The organism is Rhizobacter sp. P2_G4 (genome assembly GCF_056403575.1).
The window spans coordinates 947997-967429 of record NZ_JBFUFG010000002.1 but is presented as its reverse complement, the minus strand read 5'-3'; the positions used below and the strand labels follow the sequence as shown (position 1 = coordinate 967429).

Genomic DNA, 19433 nt, shown 5'->3' with positions numbered 1-19433 from the left:
CCATGAAACGCAAACAGACCGCAGCAGCCGAGCCGGTGACCGAACAGCGCCGCCCTGCAGCCACGAACACGGCCAGTTCAAGCTCGCGCACTGAAACTGAAGGCACGCGCCTGACCGGTGGGCCGGCCTCTTTGGCCGACAGCCTGAACAACAGCCCGCGCATGCTGACCCAACGAGCGCAGCACGACGTGGTTCAAAGAGTCGTTCGATTCAAGGGTGTCGACTATCACAACGCCAAAGATCTGTGGGGCGGCGAGGCCTACGCCTACGCCAAGTTGAAGGGGATCAGCATGGCCGATGTGAACCCGCTGGTGAGAGAAACCGACAAGATCTATGACCTGGAGAACGGCCTGGCGCTCGTCGACGAAGCGCTTGATGCGTCACCAGAGCAGCTGGAGATCGCCGAGGGCCGCGCCGCAACCACTGAGGGTGAACTGGAAAAGAACACGGAGCCCTACGAAAACACGAAGACCTATGACGTTGCGATCGACGAAGGTGCCGCATTCCTGAAGGGAGGCCCCATCGAGCTGCTCGGCACCAGCGGCCTGAACGGGTGCGTGGCCGTCATGATCGAGTGCGTCAACAAGGGGACGACCGCGTACTTTCTTGCGCACGTCAGCAGCCACCTGGCAGGCCAACAAGATCTCGTCCAGGCCGAAGTCAACAAGATCCTCTACACCCTCAAGGAGGCCGTCGGCGAAGAGCTTGAATGGTCAGACTTCGACGGTGGTGCCGACACCCAGAGCAAGATCATGCTGGCCAGAAGCCCAAGCGAGAGCCAGGAGCTGTTCATCAACCTGCAGTCCGTTCTTGCCAAGAGCGGGGCAAAGATGCTCGCCGCCCTTCACACCAACGTGACGCTCGACTTCAGCGGCGATGAAGCGAGGTTCATCGGCAATGACGCGCCACGCTGGGGCGTCAAAGCTCCGACCCTTTCGCGAGACAACGCGGCCATCAAGGAGCATGGCTACGGCAAATCGCACGACGACTCGGAGTACATCGAGTCATTGAACAGATCGGGCAAGGAAGACGCAGCCGAGGCGGAGATCTTGCGCATTGAAGCCGCGGCTGAGTTGATGGGCTTGTCCCCCGAGGAGCGAGCACACGAAGAGCGCTACCAGCAATACGCCCGAGAGGTCGGCGACGTGTAGGTTTGAGTCTCAGGGGGGCGGCGCCCGCCTCTCCCCGGCCCCGCATCACCGCTTCTTGATCACCTCTATTTCGCTGATGTAGATGCTCTCGCTCATGTCGCTGATGTCTTGCCAGTCTGTGTCGGTGAACTCGTCTTCGTCTTCTTCGTCCAGTTCCAGCACGGTCATGGCCAGCAGTTCGGTCAAGCGCGCCAAGTTGCCAATGCCGATCGGGTGGCCCGCAAAGAGACCCTTGCCGATCTTCACCAGGTTCTCGTTCTCGTAGTCGGTGCCGGCCGCGTCGTCGTCGTCAACCGTCAGCATCACGCGCGTGCCCACAGGCGCGCTGAGCACGATGGCATCCACCGACGCCCCCTTGACCTCGCGCGACTCGGCCTGCCCGTCGCGCTTGAACTTGAGCACGCCATCGGGGCTGAAAAAATCATCTTCATCAACGCGGCTGTAGGTGCCAACGCTCTCGAGCCCGGTGGACTCGTGGGATTTCAATTCGAACTGCATTCCGCTCACGCTCTCGTCGAACTCATCAGCTCCCATCGCCATGCGCATGGCGTACCAGCGCGCCACCTGAATGGCGTCGGCGCAGTCCAGTGCCCAGGCGTTCAGGTTGTCGAACAAGAAATCAATGGCAGCTGAGGGTTTCGTGCCGCCTTTCAGCACCAGCTTGCGATCTGGCTCTTCTTCATCGTCGCTGTCGCTTTCTTGAACGGGCGCGGGCGTTGTGACGAGTTTCCAGTGGCTCTTGTCAAACGCCTGCCAGAAGCTGCCGAAGCGAACCCCGCCGCCAATGCCCCCGGCTTCGGAGCCGAGGATGAGCTTGATGCCGTGACGCAGGTGCCGGTCGAAGGTGGTTTCGTATTCCGCAGCTTCATCGCGCTCGACGTCGCGCGGGTCAGGCTCAGGCTCCATTCGCTTCTCGAGGGCCAGCTTCTGGCGCTCGTTCTTGAACTCCTTGCGCCGCACCCGCCCGAGTTGCACTACTCGCTGCACGCTGATCTCGTGCCCTGCAGCCAGCATCGCCTCACCGAAGGCGGCCGACAGCTGCTCGCGCTGCGCCACGCAGCGGGGGCTGCCATCCAGTTGCGCAAGCGGCATTGGGTTGGGCGCGTGCAAATCCTGCGAGGCCGACGGTTGCCGGGACTCAGGCACAACCGCTGTGGTTCGCCTAGGACCTGTCAACACGAAAGAAGCGCCCGCGCCGAGGCCTGATGACATGTACGGCTAGCCACGGGGAATGACGAGGATGCGCCCCGTGCCATGGAGACGGGCGTCGTCTTGCCCAACCTGCTCGATGTCACCGTGCGCCGGGTCACGGATAGCGAAGACCCGCTGCCCTGGTTCGCCGGTGACTGAATCGACCACGATCACGTGTTCAGCCACCTCCAGCATCACGGTCTGCCTGCCTGTCAGGAAGCGGGCCAGTGCCTCGGTGTCCTTGGCGATCTCTTTTGCGACACGCATGCCGAAGTATTCGTCGAAGACCATGGGCAAGTTGTGAAACGGAATGCCGCTGCGCTTGATCTCTGACAAGACCGAGATCCGCTCGGTCAAGTAGTCGATGAGATCAGCCCTGTCCACCGGCACGCCGGTCAAGCCTTCGACCACCATGCGCATGCCTTCGATGCCGCATGAATTCGGCCACTGCTGGCGGTAGCCCGGCAGCGGGCGCGGCTCCAGTTCGGCGCGGTACAAGGCTTTTTCATCCCACCACTCCCAGCGCAGAGGGAAATCGGGCTCCTGCCACCATTCCACCTGGCCTGCTTCCTCGTTGAAGAACGACAGGTCGTTTTCGCCGCCTTGCTCGATCCATCCCAGCTGGGCCCAGATGTCCAGCCAGTCGTGGTAGCTGTGTTCCTCGTCCCTCAGACGGTTGATGTGCGCGATCAGGTCTTCGTCTTCGGGCTGCGTCACCACCTCGAAACTCATGAGCTCGGTTTCGGTGTCGAAGTACCAGCGCAGGCCACCGAGCGGCCGGTCCCACACCACGACCGTGTCGTTGAGGTTCTTCCACTTCGCCTGGATCACGGGGCCCGCTGCAATCTGTGCCTGGCCGAATGCAGTGCTGAGCTGCTCGCGCTGGGCCACCATGCGCGCAGACTGGCTCAGCTGCTCGCTCAGCGGCGTGCTCCCACCCGCCGTGTCACCGTGCGTGGCGCAGTGGTGTCCATCGGCTTGCTTGGTTGCGGGCTGCTCGGCGTGTGACATGCGATTGGCTGTGATCGTAGGGAGCACGGCACTCGCCAACCATCGGTAATTTGCGGATTCGGGCAGCCGCGGCCTCAGCAATCCACCGATGGCATCGAGCAGCATGTAACTCCGCAAATTACCGATGTTCAGGAGGCTCTCGGGCCCTGATTCGGGGTCAGGTCTTGCCTTTTGCCTCCCCTCTCCGCCTACTCCCCCACCATGTCCCGCCCCCTCCGCATCGAATTCCCCGGCGCCGTCTACCACGTCACCTCTCGCGGTGACCGGCGCGAGCCCATCTTCGTGGACGACACCGACCGCGCGGCCTTGCTGACCGTGCTGGCCCAACGCATGCAGCGCTTCGACGCGCAGGTGCTGGCCTACTGCCTGATGGGCAACCATTACCACTTCGTGCTGCACACCCGCCAGGCCAACTTGTCGCAACTCATGCGGCACCTCAACGGCGTCTACACCCAGGTCTTCAACCGAAGGCACGGCAAGGTGGGCCACCTGTTCCAGGGCCGCTTCAAGGCCATCCTGGTGGACCGGGACGCGTACCTGCTGGAGGTGTGCCGCTACGTAGAACTCAACCCCGTGCGCGCCGGCATGGTGGCCGGGCCAGGCGAATGGCCCTGGTCCAGCTACCGGGCGCACGTGGGCGACGCAACCACGCCGCCCTGGCTGGATACCGATGGCCTGCATGGCTACCTGCTGCAGCGCCCCGCCGCCACGGCCGCCGACCATCGCCGCGCGGCCCGGCACTATGCAGCGCTGGTGGCCGAGGGTCAGGATGTCGCGCTGTGGGAAGAGGGGCTGCGCCAGCAGATCTACCTGGGCGACGAGGCCTTCGTCGACCGCATGCAGGCGCTGGCCGAGCCGCCTCGCAAGGCCGCTCGCGACACACCACGCACCCATCGCCTGTCGGCTCGGCCGCTGGCGCACTGGCTGAGCCTGTGCGTCAGCCGCGAAGACGCGCTGTACCGCGCCCACACCGAAGGCGGGTTGACCATGACGGCACTGGCCGCCGAACTGGGTTTGTCGGTATCCAGGGTGAGCCGCTTGATTGCCAAGGCAGAGGGTGCATCAACCGGCCAGCCTTGAGCTGTTCCGAGACGCAATCTCCGCAATTCACCGATGGATTTCGCCCGCGCGGCCTGCGATGCTGGCCAGTGCGTTTCACGAAAGCAGCCTCATGAACCTCATCGACCGCGCCACGGTGATTCACTTCCACCGCCACCGCATCGCCGAGTTCGGCGCCGACAGCGTGCGGGCGCTGGGCTGGGTCAGCGAAGCCAGCCAGGCGAGCCGCTTCGAGGTGATCGCTGAAGCGGCCGATTTCGACGACAGCAGCGTGCTCGACCTGGGTTGCGGCGCCGGCGACCTGAAGGCGTTTCTGGACGCGCGCTACCAGGGCATCAGCTATCTGGGCATCGAGCAGGTGCCCGAGTTCGTGGCGCAGGCGCGCAGCCGGTATGCCGGCGACACCCATGCCGGCTTCGAGTTGGGCGACTTCAACACGATGATCTTCCCGCGCGTCGACCACGTGGTGGCCTGCGGCTCGCTCAGCTACCGCAGCAGCAACCCGCAGCATGTGTACGGCGCCATCGCCAAGATGTTCGTGAGCGCAGCGCAGACAGTGGTGTTCAGCGTGCTGGACGAAAGGCATTTCCCTGAACACCCGTTGCTGGTGGGCCACCCGGTCGACGAGATCGTTGCGTTTTGCCGCAAGCTGTCCTCCAGCGTGAGTCTCGTGCGCGGCGATGTGGCCAACGCCGTGACCGTGGTGATGCGCACGGCCGCCTGACATGATGAAAACCCGCAGGCAGGCAGCGCCCCCACGACGCGAGCGCCAGGCCGCCGCCCAGCGCGAGCCGGCCGAAAAGCCTGTCCAGGATCAGGCCGAAAACCCGCGCATCGCGGCCCAGCGCCAAGCCTTGCACGCAGCCTTCGGCCCGGCGCTGCCCGTGCAGTCCGGCGCGCCGAGTGGCGTTGTCCAGCGCGTGAATCTCTACGCCGCCGCCCTTCTCACCAGCGGCTACTTCGACCACAGGCCTGCGCTGCGGGTGCCGGAGTTCGACAAGGTCAAGAGCAGCGTCAATGCGGCAGTCCGCATCCTGTTGCCGCACCAGACCCGGCTGAACACTTTCCTGCAGCAACTGAACCTGGCGCCCGATCCGGCCAACCCCCTCGCCCGCAAGATCGCCGAACTGAGACTGCTGGTGAGCGGCACGCTGAATCTCAAACCCACCGAGACCCGCTGGTCCGCGGTGAAGACTGCTGAAGCCGCGCTCGTGGGGCAGGACAGCGACACCTTCGTGGCCGCGTCGTTCGCGCACGAGCAAGCCCGCATGAAGGCGGCTCTGCACCAGATGCGCGCCGACACCTTCGGCACCCGCGAATTCATCCTCACCCAACTGGGCGATGGCAAATGGATGGACCTCGGCCAGCGAGGTGCGGTGACCACGCTGCGTGGCCTCAAGGACGAGGTCGACGCCATGATGGCCACGCTCGACACGGCCGCTGACTACACCGGCTGGGAGGGCATCCCGGCCCGCCTGATCGACGCAGAACAGCGCGCCCGCGATGCCACCGACCTGCCCTTTGAAACCGCCTTGGCGGAGGGCTGGAACGAAGTCGGGCCCGAGGTGCCCAGACCGCGGGAGGCCGCGCTGTTCTTCCAGGCCCACATCATGGATCGGCACCGCCTGTCGTCGGCCGCCGCCGGTGCGGGCAAATTCAACACTGACGATTGGGGTGTGATCCGCGGCCGCATCACCGCCGCGTTGGGGGCCGGCGCGCTCACCGGCCCACACCTCAACGTGGCCGATGACAGGCCTCGCGGCCGCTTCGAGATCACGTACGACTCGGGCGCAGCGACGGGGACCACCATCGCCGGCCATGCCACCAACCGCATCTTCGTGGTCGTCACGAGCAGCGGCAAGACGGTGGTCACTGCGTATCCCGTTTGAGCGATGTGTAACTCCGCAAATCACCGATGGTCAGACAGCCTGCGTGCGCGGAGCATGGCACCCGCTGGCCACTCTCTGGAGCTTCGCCCATGAAAACCCGTGTCTCACAGCGTTCGGCATCGTCGACTCCGGGCGCCGAGCAGATCCGCCGGCGCAGCTCAAGCGGCCATGCCGCCGCGCAGCTGCAAGCCAGCGAGCGCATGGTCGCGCAGCGGCAGCAGGTCGAGGCAGCCTTCGGTGCAGCGGCTCAGCGACAGGGGCCTGAAGAAGAGCTACAGATGAAGGCCGTGCAGCGCGTCGGGCCCGACGAGGAAGAGTTGCCAATGCAGGGCAAATTCGCCGTCGCGCAGCGCCAAGGTCCAGAGGAAGAAGAACCCTTGCAAGGCCGCTTTGCCACCGCGCAAGCCAAGGCCGAGCCCAACCGGACCGGCATGCCCGACGGCTTGAAGACGGGCATCGAATCGCTCTCGGGCATGGACATGTCGTCGGTCCGCGTGCATTCGAACTCCGACAAGCCGGCCCAGCTGAACGCCTTGGCCTATGCCCAGGGCAACGACATCCACCTCGCGCCGGGCCAGGAGCAACACCTGCCGCACGAGGCGTGGCACGTGGTGCAGCAACGCCAAGGCCGGGTGCAGCCCACGACGCAGATGCAGGGCGTGGGCATCAACGACGACCATGCGCTCGAGAGCGAAGCCGATGCCATGGGTGCACGTGCGCTCAGTACCGCCTCAACCGTGCATGGCGAAGCAGCGCAGCGCCTCGACGACAAAAGTTAGTCGAGTTGCAAGACCGGTGGAGAGAGCGCGCGGCGTATGGGCATGAACGGCGTCGGCCCGGCTTCAACGCACCCGTGCACCGGACTTGGCCCCACTTCGGACTGCCAACGGACTGGTGCCCCTCGGCATCGGCGGCATGATGTTGAATACCCCGCGCAGGTGACGTCGTGCCTAGGGAGATCGCTTTGACTCTCCCAGGGCACGAAGCGCAGCCGCCTCCTCCAGGATCCTGCGCACCGGCGTCTCGAGGATGCGTCGGTCAGCCGCTCGCGGTCGACAAGCCGCCATCTGTTCGCTGAGCGTCGCCTTCGCCTTGCGGAAGTACCTCGCCACGGACGACGCCGAGCACAGGTGATGGTCCACGGCCAAGCAAGCAACCAATGCCCGGCCGCGCGCGTCCATGGCGCTCGATCCCCCGTGCAGGTCCGGAACGGCCGAGGTCTGGATTCTGGCCGCCACCCAGCCCGCGAGCAGTGCCAACGCGCCGTCCACGTCATACGTCCTGCCCGCAGCCACCAGTGCCGCGGCGGGGCCATGCACGGCCCTCGCCATGGTCGGCCGCGGCCCGACGCTGCCGATCGCCATCTGCAGCCCGCGCGCCAACTCCCACGCCCGCCATTCTTCGTCGCTGGGTCGGCGGCGCATCGAGCGACCGAGCGACGCCCGCGCCTCCGTCACGGTGGGCCCGAAATGCTGCAGCAGCGGTCGCGCATCGAACCCGTTTGCGGGCGTGAGGCCGAGCACCGTGCGCAACGCGCCGTGCGGGCAATGCGTCGGCGTCGAGCACAGGCCGAGGTACACCGGCCGCCAGCCCAGCATGCGGGCTTCCTCCCGCAGGCTGTCGATCGAGGACAGCGGCTGCGCCCGGTAGGGGCCGGCCAGCACCGGGCTGCGCACAGGCTGCATTTCGCGGACCCATCGAGACAACACGTTGCCGAAGGCACGCGCCACGTTTCCGACCGAGTCGCCTGCAGGAATCTGCGTGACGGTGTGGATCTCTCCCGGCAGGACCAGGTAGTCGATCAGCACGCGTCCCACACGTTCATGCGCACCGATCAGGCGATGCCGGATGCGCCCGTGCAGCGAGGGATCGACGAGGAAGTCACGCCCGACAGCGGCCTGCCAGCAGAGCGTCCACGTCGACACCAGGGCAGGATCTTCGTCAGTGGACCGGGCGCAGCACATCTCACATTGACGATCTCGCTTGTCGCTGCCTCACCCCCCATTGGGGTGATAAAGCGGCGAAGAGCGGCAACGACGCCGACAACGTTCGGCCGAACCGTGTGCAGCGTCGTTGATCCAGCTGTTCAAGGCCGAACAAGCAGAAGGTCGTTGAGATTTCCTTGGACGGTGACGGGAGCGGCGGCGTGTCGCCTGCAAAGCACCCTGCAGACGCACCGAACGCTCGCACGTCGGCAAGGCTCGGGCATGGACCGCGTGATCCGACACGCCTACCTTGAGGACGCCGAAGCCCACAAGGCCGAGGCACCGTCCCTTCAACCTCAAGGAGTTCAACATGAACGAGAAGTCGCAATCCGAGCAGAAGCTCGACCTGGAAATCGTCGACCTGGGTGACGCCAAGGACCTGACGATGGGCGTGGCGGCCCAAGTCCATCTCGAAGACAACCCCACCATCTTCGCGAAGAAGCAGCCGTAACCGAGCGTCGGTTGGCCACGCGCGCCGGCCCGACCGGCGCGCGTGGCGCACCCGATGCGTGCCACGGCCCACAAGGCCCGAGGCAGCGGTCCCTCCCTCCAACCTCAAGGAAATCAACGTGAACGAGAAATCGCAAGCGGAGCAGAAGCTCGAACCGGAAGTCGTCGACTTGGGTGATGCCAAGGCGCTGACCATGGGCCCCCCGGCCCTGGCCCATCTCGAGGACAACCCCATCCTGATGGCTCGCAGGCAGTAGCGGAGCGCCGCCCGACGACGCGCGTCGGTTCGACCGGCGCGCGTCCCACCGCCAAGTGGCGGCATCGCAAACGCCTGCAGCACCCACTTGAAGTTCCTCGCGTCGCGAACCGCCTGGCGTTCCCGGCCTCGCGCGCCCTTTCCACCCAACCCAACATCAGGACACACCCATGCGGGAAGTCGATGCATCAAGTCAACTACCCATGAGGCTGGCCTCACACGTATGCGCGTCCAAGGTCGACGACCAGATCGTTCTTCTGGATCTGCGGCGCAATCGGTACCTCAGCATCGGCGCCGAGGGTGCGAGCGCATTGGCACATCACGTCGAAGGTTGGCCTCTCGCCGGCGAATGCACCGATGCCGACGCCACCCCCTTCACCTTGCCTGCGTCGTGCGCCAGCTCCGCACTGATCGAGCGCCTCGCCCACCAGGGCTTGCTCACGCGTGAACGGACCTTCTCGCGCGACGCGACCCCGGGCGAGGTGCCCCGACTCGACGCTGCGACAGCGTCGATCGACCCCGAACAAGATGACACGCATTCGAGCACGGACCTCTGCCACGTCGCGCGCTTCCTGCGATCGGCCGCCGTCGCGGCACTCTGGCTGCGGTGTCGCTCACTGGAGTCGATTGCCACCACCGTGGCCTCACGGAGCGCCCGCATCGAACGACAGACACCGAACGCGCGCGTGCCCGAGGCGGCCTGCCGTGCCGCTTTAGCCTACGAGAGGCTGCGCCCCTTTGGCTTCACCGCGGAGGAGAAGTGCCTGCGGGACTCCCTCGCGTTGACGAACTACCTCGCCGCGGAAAGCGTCCTGGCGCGGTGGGTCATCGGCGTCAAGATCCGTCCCTTCGGTGCGCACTCGTGGGTACAAAGCGGCGCGATTGTGCTCAACGATCAGCCCGACCACGTCCGACGCTACACCCCGATCCTCGTCGTTTGACCCGAGGGCGCCAACGTGTTCCGGTACATCGCCCTGGCCTGGGACGACGCACACGCGACGCACGCGTCGACTGCGCTGCGCCTCGGCCTCGAACTCAAAGCAAGCCGTGACTGGGAGCCTGCGCACAGCCGCCCGGGCTTGCAGGTCTACATCACCGGTGGGCGCGAAGGCGCCAACGCAGCGTACCCGCTGCCGGCCGGGCAAGGCGTCGTGCTCGGCAAGCTGTTCCGGCGCAGCGAACTCGGTTCTCCCGCGCCGAAAGCGGTCTCGCTGGTGGGACCGGATGGCGACAACGCCGTGCGTGACGCAGGCGCGACCCTCGTGCACGACTTCTGGGGGCGATACGTCGCTTTCCTGCGCACGCCCTCGGGACAGACCCGCCTGCTGCGAGACCCGAGCGGCACGCTGCCATGTTTCGTGACGGTGCACGAGGGCGTGTCCATCGTCTTCTCGTGGCTCGAGGATGCACTCGACCTGCTGTCGCACATTGCGCTCCCGCGCATCGAGGATGCGGCACTGGCCGCCTACCTGCTGCTCGGAGAACTTGGCGGTCAAGAGACCGCCCTGCGCGGCATCTCGCAGGTCCTGCCCGGTCAATGCATCGATCTCGAGACGGGCAAGGCGACGCAGCTGTGGACGCCGTCGACATCGCCCGCGCCCCGGCGACCTACGGCGCCGAAGAAGCGGCGCAAACACTGCGACACCTCGTTCGCGCCTGCACCCATGCGTGGGCATCCTGCTACGACACCCTCCTGCTGCGCCTGTCAGGCGGCGTCGACTCGTCGATCCTGGCGAGTTGCCTGGCCGCCACTGAATCGCCGAACGACGTGCTCTGCGTCAACTACCACTCGCCCGGCTCGGACAGCGACGAGCGCTTCTACGCGCGCCTCTCGGCCGCACGCGCCGGACGCGACCTCATCGAGCGAGAACGAGAGCCAGGCTTCGAGATTGCGCAGACGCTGTCGATCCCGCGCATGCCGGCCCCAGTCCACTACGTCGGCTCGATGAACGCCCGGTCTGATGCGAGGCTGGCCACGGCGCATTCAGCCACAGCCATGTTCACCGGCGCGGGGGGCGACCAGCTCTTCTTCGAGTTCGGCGCCTGGTGGCCGATCGCAGACTACCTGAGGGGGCGCGGCATCGACCGAGGGTTTGCGAACGCGGCCTTGGACGCCGCACGCCTCGGCAAGGTCTCGGTCTGGCGCGCCATCGCCCTCGCCTTGGCGGACCGCATCCACCCTGCCCTGCTGAAGCGAGATCAGGCCCCGCGCTCGGTCCTGCTCAGCGAGGGTCTCCTGCGCATGGATCTCGCGCGCGAGCGCTACGTTCATCCGGCCCTGAGCCGTCCGACCGGTCTGCCCATCGGCAAGCACATGCAGACGCGGGCCTTGATGCACCCGCTCGGTTACTACGACCCTTTCGAACAGGACGCGGCCCCCGAGTTCGTCCATCCGCTGCTGTCGCAGCCGCTGGTCGAACTGTGCCTTCGACTGCCGACGTACCAGCTGACCGAAGGCGGGAACGGCCGCGCGTTGGCAAGACGGGCGTTTGCGTCGGACCTGCCGGCGCGCATCGCCTGCCGTCGCTCCAAAGGCGGCATGGAGGAGCACGCCGTCGCCGTCCTGCGGAACAACATCGACTTCGCCCGCGGCCTGCTGCTCGAAGGCGAACTGGTGCGCCGCCAGCTGATCGATCGCAGCAATGTCGAGGAGATCCTGTCTGGCAGGCCGACGGCCCTGGTCAGCCATCCCAGCCAGATCCACACCCTGATCGCCATCGAGGCGTGGTTGAGCCGCTGGACCGACACGCCGCCGACGACGCACCATGGCAGGCGCCGCTAGCGCGTCAGCAGCACGCCGCAGGCGGATGTCGCGCATGGACTGGGCTCGCGACCTGGGTGCTGCGCTCCGCGTCCTGTGTCGAGGCGCGGGCCGCTACGTGGCGTGGCGACTGTCGATCACCGCGGTCCTGGTGGTCGCAGGCGGCCTGCTCGCCGGCGTCGCGCCCCTGGCCCTGAAGGGAATGGTCGATGGCGCATCCAGTGCGCCAGGCCGCTGGCAGGCATCGGCTTGGTGGCCCTTTCTGAACGGGTCAATGGCCTGGGCGATCGCCTACCTGGGCGCGCTGTGCGGCGCCCGGCTGCTCGGTGAGTTGCGCCCCCCGCTGGTAGGCGCAGCCGAGCAGCGCGTCTATGCACGCCTGAAGCGGCGTTATGTCGAGCACCTCCTGGCATTGCCACTCTCGTTTCACCTCGGCCGACAAAGTGGCAGCGTCGCCGACGGCCTTCATCAGGCGATCACGGGTTACCAGCTGATCGTCTTCCACCTTGTCCATAGCGTGTTGCCCGTCGCGGTCGAACTGGTCACGGTGACCCTCGTGCTCGCGACGGTGGCGCCTCCCGTGCTGCTGACAAGCTTTGCGGGAACCGCCATTGCGTACCTCGCGGTCCTCAGCTTCTGCACCTTCCGGCTCAGCGACGGGGCGGACGCGGTCTGCGAAGCCAGCCTCGACGCACACGGCATGCTGACGGACAGCCTGATCAACTGCGAGGCGATCAAGTGCTTCAGCGCCGAGCGGGCCGCGGGTGAGCGCTACGGCGCGATCGCCACGCGACTGGAGGATCGTTGGCGCCACCTGAATCGCGCACGCACACGAATGGGCCTCGCGTTGACCGCCACGTTTGCAGGGGCCATGGCCGCCTGCCTCGCCGTCGCGCTGCACGCGGTGAACCAGGGCATGCTCAGCGTCGGCGGTCTGGTGCTGGCGAGCGTCTACCTGCTCCAGGTCGTGCGCCCGCTGGAGATGCTGGGCGGCGCCGCACGCGACCTGTCGCAAGCGCTGGCCTTCATCCGGCCCCTGCTCGACGTCCTCGACGAGGCGCCCGAGGCGCTCCGCGCGCACCACCCCACCGCCCCCAACGCCGACCTCATTGCCGATGATCCGACGCGCGAGCAGGCGATGCCTTCGGGCCACGCCATCGAAGACGTCGACATCCGGAGCGCCACGAGCAGGAGCACGCAGACCACAAACGCCGAGAGGAACAACGCCCAGAACAGCGGGCCGGCGTCGATCAGCTTCTTCAACGTCCGGTTCTCATACGACGAACAGAAACCCGTGCTGAATGCCTTCACCCTGGACATTGCGCCGGGCCGCGCCACCGCGATCGTCGGTGCGAGCGGCTGCGGCAAGTCCTCGCTGGTGCGGCTGCTCTTGCGCCTCTACCGGCCCCAAGCCGGTCGCATCCTGATCGACGGCGTCTCCATCGACGCCCTTCCGGCCGACGAATTGCGCGCCATGATCGCCGTGGTGCCCCAGGACACGGTGCTCTTCAACGACACGATCGCGTTCAACATCGGCATCGGGAAGCCGGGCGCACTCCAGCAGGACATCGAGCAGGCGGTCCGCCTCGCCGGGTTGCATGACCTGATCCACCGGCTACGCGACGGCTACGACACGGTGGTCGGCGAACGCGGACTGAAGGTCTCCGGCGGTGAGCGCCAGCGCATCGCCATCGCGCGCGCGGTGCTCAAGCGGCCGAGGATCTATATCTTCGACGAAGCGACCTCGATGCTCGACAGCACGACCGAGCGCGCCATCCTGCAGAACCTGCGCGCGGTGTCGCAGGGCTGCACGACGATCACCATCGCCCACCGCCTGTCCACCATCCGCCACGCCGATGCCATCGTCGTGCTCGAGCACGGTCGAGTCGTCGAGCAAGGCAACCACGCCACGCTGCTCAGGCAGGGAGGCGCGTACGCGCGGCTGTGGCAAACACAGCAGGCAGGCACCAACGCGCAGGACCATGGCGAAGCGATTCCGGCACCCGCCCCTAGCCGCCACGGGTGGCGCGCACGCAGGCCGGTTTCGCGTCGTCGGCTCGCTTGAGCTCGGCCATCTGGTCCCAGCGACGGTACTGCTCGCTCAAGCTTGCTGCGGTCTCACCCGGAATCAGGACGTCCGAACGCTTTTCGTCCTTGAGCCAGAAGCGGTACCAGTCCACGTTGCCCTGCAAGGAGATCATGCGGTCCTTGGGCCGGGCCAGTGCGTGTGCGCCGTGCGGGAAGAAGATGAACTCGGCGGGCTTGTACTGGCGACGCAGCAGCGCGTAGATGTCCCAGTTGTTGTGGACTTCCGGCCCGTAGGTCTCCATGCGCAGCGCAGCCCGTATGCATTCGGTGTGCAGCGACGGATCGTTCCTGATCCAGCTCGCCCACGAAGCACCGTACGGACCACCCTGGTTCGCTTCCTCCTTGCGCAGCTGGATGCTGTCCCTCACGGCATAGGTGATCGTCACCGAGAACAGCGTGTTCGCGTCGCCGTCCATCATCGTCGCGGCGCGGATCGGCGCATCCGAGAAGGTCAACGTGTTCAGCACGCGCTCGCCCGTCGCGCTCCAACCCATGATGCCGATCCGATCGCGGTCCACGATCCCTTCCGCGACGAGCGCATCGATGGCGCCCCGCACACCCTCGGATGTGGCAATGATCGCCTCGTGCTGGCCATCGGGTGCACCCGAGGAAGCACGCCAGGGGAACGCCAGGACCAGCACACCTTCGCGCAGGAACGCGCGCCCGGCAAAGCCGCTGGTGAACCCCTCGTAGTCGTTCGAGCCGTCGCGATAGAACCTCGCCGGATCAAACCCGTAGGTCTGGATCACCAGCGGGTACCTGGCCTTGGAGTCGTAATTGGCGGGCACCATCAACCCACCCTCCCACAGCCTGTCCTTCACGTCCTTCCAGGCGTACGGGCGCATCGCGCCCCAGCTCGCCGCCGAGTACTGCGGATTGAGGTGGGTCAGGCGCACCACCTGCCCGCCCGAAACGGTCGCGAACACATCGGGCGGCTGATTCAGCGACTCGTCAACGTGCAGGACCCGCGTCGCGGCCGGTGTCGACGGACCGCCTGCAGCGCTCGCCACATCGGCCTTTGCCTCCTGCCAGCGTCCGTCTGCTGTGCGCTGGAAACGGCGTTGCTTCGTCCCGTCGAGCACGACGAAGGCGTCCCGCTCACGTACCGCCGGATAGATGCCCTGAGCCGTCTGCTCGAGGACGGCGATGTCCTGCCAGCGTCCCGAGTCGGGCCAGTACTCGACCACGTGGGATGCCAGCGGCGCGGCGTCTCGCTGGGCCGTGCCCTCGCGGATGTCGCCCTTGGCTGCGCCTTCAGCGACAGCACCGGCTGCGGCCAGAGGCAGGTGGGTTCCTGCAATGAGGACGGAGTGGCCCAACGCCGACCAGAGCCGATCAGCACGCGTCTGGCCGCCCGGCCTCGAATCGTCCGGCGCATCGATCACCGCCTGTTCCACAGGCCGGGCCTTGCCATCGGCAAGCCGGTACGCCACGAAGCGTCGCGGCACGTAGGAGCTGGGGCCGGAGAAGTAGGCGAGCGGGTCGAGCTTGCGCGCCGGCCCATAGAGAGACGTGTACTGCGCCACCAGCGGGTACTGATCGCCCCACGCGAGTTGGCGATTGGGCTCATAGCGCGGCAGCACCGCCCAGCGGCCGTCCGGCGAGATGCTGGTCGCAGGGATGCCGTTGCTGCTCTCCAGGAAGGGCTCGCCCAGCGTGCGCGCAAGTTGGCCGACCTCCACGAAACGGTAGCGATACCGCCGCTGCTGGCGACGTGTGTCGTCCTGTCCGAAGTGCACACTCCAGAACGAGGTCGTACCGACCACCAGGCTGCGCGCACCTGCGGGCATCGGTGGATTGAGAACAGGCGCCAGGTACACCACGCGGCGCAGGTCGCGGCTGACATCGAAGTTCAGGACGCCCAGCGGCTCCTGCGTGAGCTGCACCAGACGCCGCGACGCGACGTCAAGCCGATAGGCCTGGTACGGACGGTCCTTCACCCGTCCCCGAAACGCGATCGTGTCGTTGCCGACCCATCTCGCTTCGCGGATCTGGTGCTCGTTGTCGTCGTTGTCCTGCGCCCCCTCGATCGCGAGTAGCCGGACCGGTTCGGGGGGCTGCGCGGACGCCAGGTGCTCGGGCGCCACGTCGAGCAGCAGGATCTCGAAGCGGTTCAGGTCGGTCCGCACATCGGCCTTGCGCGTCACGAGGAAGGCGCGGCGGCCGTCCGGCGAGATCTGCGTCTGAAAGGCGTCGTTGTCGTGATTGAGCGGCTGCACGATGCGGGTGAACTCGATCACCTCCTTCACGGATGGACCGATGGGTGGGCCGGGCGGAGGAGGACTGACAGGCAAGCCGGGGGACGCGCCCTCCGCGACCAACGGCCAGGCCGATAAAAAAGGCGCCAGGAGGAGCGCCAAAGCGGTGAGCCGGACGGCGAGGCGAAAGAAGATCGCGCGCACGCATGGCGCCAGCAGAGATGACAGCATGGAAGAGCCCTGTGATCCGGCAACGCCGGAGAAGAAATGGAAGGGAAGAAATGGAAGAGACGGTCCGAAGGAATCAACCGCCGGGGAAGCGGGCACGTGCGGCCCGCGCGAGGTCGCGCGCTACCAGTTCACCGAGAAGCGCAAGGTCGCGTAGCGCCCACGCCAGTCGCCCTGCGTGACGTCGTAGTACGGCGAGCCGTCGACGTACTCGGGCATGCGGTCGGCGAGGTTGGTGATGGCCAGCGAGAGCTTGGCGCCGGCCACCGAATCGAAGCCCCAACCGGCCCGCTTCAGGTCCAGGGTTCCGGCCAGGTCATGGACCCAGTAGTCACCGAGCCGCCGCTCGCTCGGCAGCGCGTCCGCGTAAGCACCGAGGTAGCGGCTCGTGAGACCGAGGTTCCAGCTGCCCTGGTCGAACACGGCGGACAGCCGGCCCTTCCATTTCGGGGACCAGAAGTCCGGTGCACGCCGGCCCAGGCGGTTCTCGACCGGCGCGTCAGGGGAAAGCATGACGTCGTATGCGTTGGTGCGCGTCACGCCGCCTGAGATGGCCCACTTGCCGCCGGTCGCCTTGAAGGCATGCGATGCCTCCAGGTCCGTCCCCGAGGTGTCGACACGGCCGAAATTGACCTCGGAGTACAGAACCTGCGTGACAGCGCCCGACGCGTCACGCGTCACGAACCCCGGAAACAACGCTTCGTGGTCGAGCGTCACCTGCGGCCACAGCGCCGAGATCAGCCCCTTGATCCTGACGCGCCAGGCGGTGAAGCCGACCCGTGTGCCGGCCATCGAGTCGGGCTCCCAGATCGCACCGAAGGCATAGGCCCGGCCCTTCTCGGGCTGCAGGTTCGGGTTCGTCGCGCGCAGCACCTCGGCCCCCACGATGGGCGCACCGCCGCGTGCCGGGTCGACGAGACCGAACTGGTCCGACGTGTAGCTCGTGTCCTCCACGCTCGTCTCCAGCAAGGTCGGCGGCTTGAAGGACGTCGCGGCCGAGGCACGCAACAGAAAGGAGCGCGACGGACGAAGCTCAAGGCCCGCCTGGTAGGTGTTGGCCCCGCCGAAGTCGCTGTACACGTCGCGGCGCCCCGCGAGCGTCAGCGCCGCCAGGTCCCAGGCCTTCTCGCCTGACGGGGTCGCGCGCATCAGCGGCGCACGCAGCTCGCCGTACAGCGCATGCGACGACCGCTTGCTGTCGAACTCGTACTGCCCGGGCGAGTCGGTGCGGTAGCGATCGCGTGAGGCCTCCAGGCCCACGATGACGTCTATCGACCCGGCCGGAAGCTTCGCCGCCGGCCCGCGCACGAAGAGACTGCCCTGGTCCTTGCGACCATGGTTCGTGCGCAGCGTGTCCGACCAGATCGATCCGAGGACGTCGGGGCTCGCCGCGGCGCCGGTGGCAAACGGATTCAAGGCACCGGCCGTGGTCGACGACGCGAGCGCGGCAGCCAGCGCCGCCGCATTCACCGTGTCGTTGAGCAGGTGCCGTTGGCCATCGTCACGCGTGACCGACAAGGCGGCCTCCAAGTCCCAGCCTGCCCCGAGTTCCCCACGCAGCCCGGCCATGCCGCGCGCGAAGCGGGTGGTGCGCGTCATGCCTGTGGCGCCGTTCTCCGTCCCCAGGCGCCCTGTGACCTGCACGTCCTCGCCGAACGGGTTGTAGGGATTGCCGGCCGCCACGGTCGCACCGTTCAACTGCATCCCATCCTCCTTCGCATACAGCCGGTCGCGGTTGAAGCTCAGCTCGCCGAACACAGCCCAGGCATCGCCGAGCAGCAGCTCGCCCGTGCCATGCAACGCAACGTCTTCCTTGCCGTACACCAGCGACGTGCCGTTCCCGCTGGCCAGCGGGTTGCAGAGGTTGGGAAGCCCCGCTGTCGCGGCGAAGTCCGCCACCGTCAGCCCCTGGCCGGGCACGGTTCGGGGAATGCCGGCGGTGGGCGAGTTCAGGCCGGGCAGGTTGCCGCCGCTGACGCTGCTCACCGTTCCCGGCACACAGGACGTCATCCGCGCATCGACGCCCCCGAAACGCCGGTAGTCACCGTCCTTGAAGAAGTCCCGCTCGCCCATCGTCAGCGGCGTGGCCGTGCTGTAGGCGCCCAGCAGCAGGAACGATCCCCGCTCGCTGCGGCGGCCCGTGGCCAGCGAGACGCTGCCGTCGCTCAGCCCCCGGCCAGCACCGACCCGGGCATCCAGCGTGACGCCATCGAGCGACTTCTTCAGGATCACGTTGACCACACCGGCCAGGGCATCGCCACCGTACACGGCGGACGAGCCGACCGGCACGATCTCGACCCGCTCGACGGCCGCCATCGGAATCAGGTCGAGGTTGAAGAAATCGGACGACGACGACCCCACCGCCTGGATGCGGCGGCCATTGATGAGGACGAGCGTCGACCCGAGCGGCAGGCCGCGCAGCTGCACCGAGCCCTGCCCCGTGGTCGCGCTGTACCCGCCCTCGCCCGGGCTGACGGAGGCTTCGTTGAGGCTGCTGAGGAAACGCTCCAGCGTGGGCTGCCCGCTGCGATCGATCTCCTCGCGCGAGTAGACGTTGACCGGCGCCGGCCCTTCCGACTCGATGCGCTTCAGGCGGGTGCCGGTGACCTCGACCCGCTCGAGACGCGATCCGGAATCGATCGCCCGCGGACCCGACGCAGACACGGACGCAGAATCCGGCGGCACCTCAGCCGGAGGCACCTGCGACACCTGAAGCGGCGCTTCGGTCCCTTCGCCATCGGCAGCCGAAGCCGCAGCACCGCTCATGGGCGCGAAACGCGGCGGACCGGGAGGCCGCACCACGATCGACCCATCGGCCATCACGCGGACGGTCAGGCCGGTACCGTCCAGCGCACGAACGATGGCCTCGGCGGCGGTGAACTGCCCCGACACGGCGCGCGACGTCCGACCGGTGACCACGGCCGCATCGAACAGCACCGACACACCGGTCTGGGCCGCGATCGCCCGCAGGACCTCGGCCACGTTGCGAGAAGGCTGATCGATGCGGAACTGCGCCGCAGCCGTGGCCTCCGAGGCGAAGGCGATGCTCCAGCCGAGGCCGGAGCCAAGAAGAAGCGCGACCAGCGCGCCGATGCGCATGCGGCGGGCGCAAGAGGGTCTGGGAGAAGCGTTGCGCGGCATCTGTGATTCTCTTTGTCGGGTTGGG

The 19433-nt window shown here is 66.9% G+C and carries 16 protein-coding genes; 11 read left to right on the top strand and 5 right to left on the bottom strand.

Annotated elements, in window-relative coordinates; all coding sequences use genetic code 11:
* Positions 1–2 precede the first annotated feature (2 nt).
* A complete protein-coding gene (locus AC1DYS_RS10895; protein ID WP_477898847.1) occupies positions 3–1151 on the top strand; it encodes a hypothetical protein in 1149 nt (382 codons plus the stop codon).
* A 45-nt stretch (positions 1152–1196) separates the two neighbouring features.
* On the opposite strand, the gene AC1DYS_RS10890 is transcribed toward AC1DYS_RS10895, so the two are convergent.
* The gene (locus AC1DYS_RS10890) at positions 1197–2243 is read right to left on the bottom strand and encodes a hypothetical protein (RefSeq protein WP_477898845.1); all 1047 of its coding nucleotides are present in this window, start codon (positions 2241–2243) and stop codon (positions 1197–1199) included.
* A 126-nt stretch (positions 2244–2369) separates the two neighbouring features.
* Positions 2370–3353: a hypothetical protein gene (locus tag AC1DYS_RS10885; protein ID WP_477898843.1), complete on the bottom strand. Its 984-nt coding sequence runs from the start codon at positions 3351–3353 to the stop codon at positions 2370–2372.
* A gap of 201 nt (positions 3354–3554) precedes the next feature.
* On the opposite strand from AC1DYS_RS10885, the gene AC1DYS_RS10880 reads away from it, so the two are divergent.
* The 4 genes from AC1DYS_RS10880 (at position 3555) to AC1DYS_RS10865 (ending at position 7080) form a co-directional block, all read left to right on the top strand.
* The gene (locus AC1DYS_RS10880; protein WP_477898841.1) at positions 3555–4433 is read left to right on the top strand and encodes an REP-associated tyrosine transposase; all 879 of its coding nucleotides are present in this window, start codon (positions 3555–3557) and stop codon (positions 4431–4433) included.
* A gap of 91 nt (positions 4434–4524) precedes the next feature.
* Positions 4525–5136 (top strand): class I SAM-dependent methyltransferase, encoded by a 612-nt coding sequence (locus tag AC1DYS_RS10875; protein WP_477898839.1) that lies wholly within the window; start codon positions 4525–4527, stop codon positions 5134–5136.
* A gap of 1 nt (position 5137) precedes the next feature.
* A complete protein-coding gene (locus tag AC1DYS_RS10870; protein ID WP_477898837.1) occupies positions 5138–6301 on the top strand; it encodes a hypothetical protein in 1164 nt (387 codons plus the stop codon).
* An 89-nt stretch (positions 6302–6390) separates the two neighbouring features.
* Entirely contained in the window at positions 6391–7080 is a 690-nt protein-coding gene (locus tag AC1DYS_RS10865; RefSeq protein ID WP_477898835.1) for an eCIS core domain-containing protein, read from the top strand.
* Between the two features lie 171 nt (positions 7081–7251).
* Here AC1DYS_RS10865 and AC1DYS_RS10860 read toward each other — a convergent pair whose 3' ends face one another.
* Positions 7252–8226 (bottom strand): hypothetical protein, encoded by a 975-nt coding sequence (locus tag AC1DYS_RS10860; protein WP_477898833.1) that lies wholly within the window; start codon positions 8224–8226, stop codon positions 7252–7254.
* Between the two features lie 370 nt (positions 8227–8596).
* Between AC1DYS_RS10860 and AC1DYS_RS10855 the strand changes: the two genes are divergently transcribed.
* The 5 genes from AC1DYS_RS10855 (at position 8597) to AC1DYS_RS10835 (ending at position 13818) form a co-directional block, all read left to right on the top strand.
* Positions 8597–8737: a rubrivinodin family lasso peptide gene (locus tag AC1DYS_RS10855; RefSeq protein WP_477898831.1), complete on the top strand. Its 141-nt coding sequence runs from the start codon at positions 8597–8599 to the stop codon at positions 8735–8737.
* Positions 8738–8855: 118 nt separating this feature from the next.
* A complete protein-coding gene (locus AC1DYS_RS10850) occupies positions 8856–8993 on the top strand; it encodes a rubrivinodin family lasso peptide (protein ID WP_477898829.1) in 138 nt (45 codons plus the stop codon).
* 169 nt (positions 8994–9162) lie between these two features.
* Positions 9163–9933, top strand: a complete 771-nt coding sequence (locus tag AC1DYS_RS10845; protein WP_477898827.1) for a lasso peptide biosynthesis B2 protein — start codon at positions 9163–9165, stop codon at positions 9931–9933.
* Between the two features lie 632 nt (positions 9934–10565).
* Entirely contained in the window at positions 10566–11774 is a 1209-nt protein-coding gene (locus AC1DYS_RS10840) for an asparagine synthase-related protein (RefSeq protein WP_477898825.1), read from the top strand.
* A gap of 34 nt (positions 11775–11808) precedes the next feature.
* Complete coding sequence (locus AC1DYS_RS10835) at positions 11809–13818, top strand: ATP-binding cassette domain-containing protein (protein WP_477898823.1); 2010 nt, start codon at positions 11809–11811, stop codon at positions 13816–13818.
* On the opposite strand, the gene AC1DYS_RS10830 is transcribed toward AC1DYS_RS10835, so the two are convergent.
* Positions 13763–16081, bottom strand: a complete 2319-nt coding sequence (locus tag AC1DYS_RS10830; RefSeq protein WP_477898821.1) for an alpha/beta hydrolase family protein — start codon at positions 16079–16081, stop codon at positions 13763–13765. The genes AC1DYS_RS10835 and AC1DYS_RS10830 overlap by 56 nt on opposite strands.
* Between AC1DYS_RS10830 and AC1DYS_RS10825 the strand changes: the two genes are divergently transcribed.
* Complete coding sequence (locus AC1DYS_RS10825; RefSeq protein ID WP_477898820.1) at positions 16068–16424, top strand: hypothetical protein; 357 nt, start codon at positions 16068–16070, stop codon at positions 16422–16424. The two genes, AC1DYS_RS10830 and AC1DYS_RS10825, sit on opposite strands and share 14 nt — an antisense overlap.
* Here the strand turns inward: AC1DYS_RS10825 and AC1DYS_RS10820 are convergent.
* A complete protein-coding gene (locus AC1DYS_RS10820; RefSeq protein WP_477898818.1) occupies positions 16391–19366 on the bottom strand; it encodes a TonB-dependent receptor domain-containing protein in 2976 nt (991 codons plus the stop codon). The genes AC1DYS_RS10825 and AC1DYS_RS10820 overlap by 34 nt on opposite strands.
* Positions 19367–19433 lie beyond the last annotated feature (67 nt).

Coding starts and splice junctions, on each gene's coding strand:
- AC1DYS_RS10875 (WP_477898839.1), top strand. CDS start 4,525: ATGAACCTCATCGACCGCGCCACGGTGATTCACTTCCACCGCCACCGC.
- AC1DYS_RS10890 (WP_477898845.1), bottom strand. CDS start 2,243: ATGCCGCTTGCGCAACTGGATGGCAGCCCCCGCTGCGTGGCGCAGCGC.
- AC1DYS_RS10865 (WP_477898835.1), top strand. CDS start 6,391: ATGAAAACCCGTGTCTCACAGCGTTCGGCATCGTCGACTCCGGGCGCC.
- AC1DYS_RS10880 (WP_477898841.1), top strand. CDS start 3,555: ATGTCCCGCCCCCTCCGCATCGAATTCCCCGGCGCCGTCTACCACGTC.
- AC1DYS_RS10820 (WP_477898818.1), bottom strand. CDS start 19,366: ATGCGCATCGGCGCGCTGGTCGCGCTTCTTCTTGGCTCCGGCCTCGGC.
- AC1DYS_RS10835 (WP_477898823.1), top strand. CDS start 11,809: ATGGACTGGGCTCGCGACCTGGGTGCTGCGCTCCGCGTCCTGTGTCGA.
- AC1DYS_RS10855 (WP_477898831.1), top strand. CDS start 8,597: ATGAACGAGAAGTCGCAATCCGAGCAGAAGCTCGACCTGGAAATCGTC.
- AC1DYS_RS10845 (WP_477898827.1), top strand. CDS start 9,163: ATGCGGGAAGTCGATGCATCAAGTCAACTACCCATGAGGCTGGCCTCA.
- AC1DYS_RS10885 (WP_477898843.1), bottom strand. CDS start 3,353: ATGTCACACGCCGAGCAGCCCGCAACCAAGCAAGCCGATGGACACCAC.
- AC1DYS_RS10895 (WP_477898847.1), top strand. CDS start 3: ATGAAACGCAAACAGACCGCAGCAGCCGAGCCGGTGACCGAACAGCGC.
- AC1DYS_RS10870 (WP_477898837.1), top strand. CDS start 5,138: ATGATGAAAACCCGCAGGCAGGCAGCGCCCCCACGACGCGAGCGCCAG.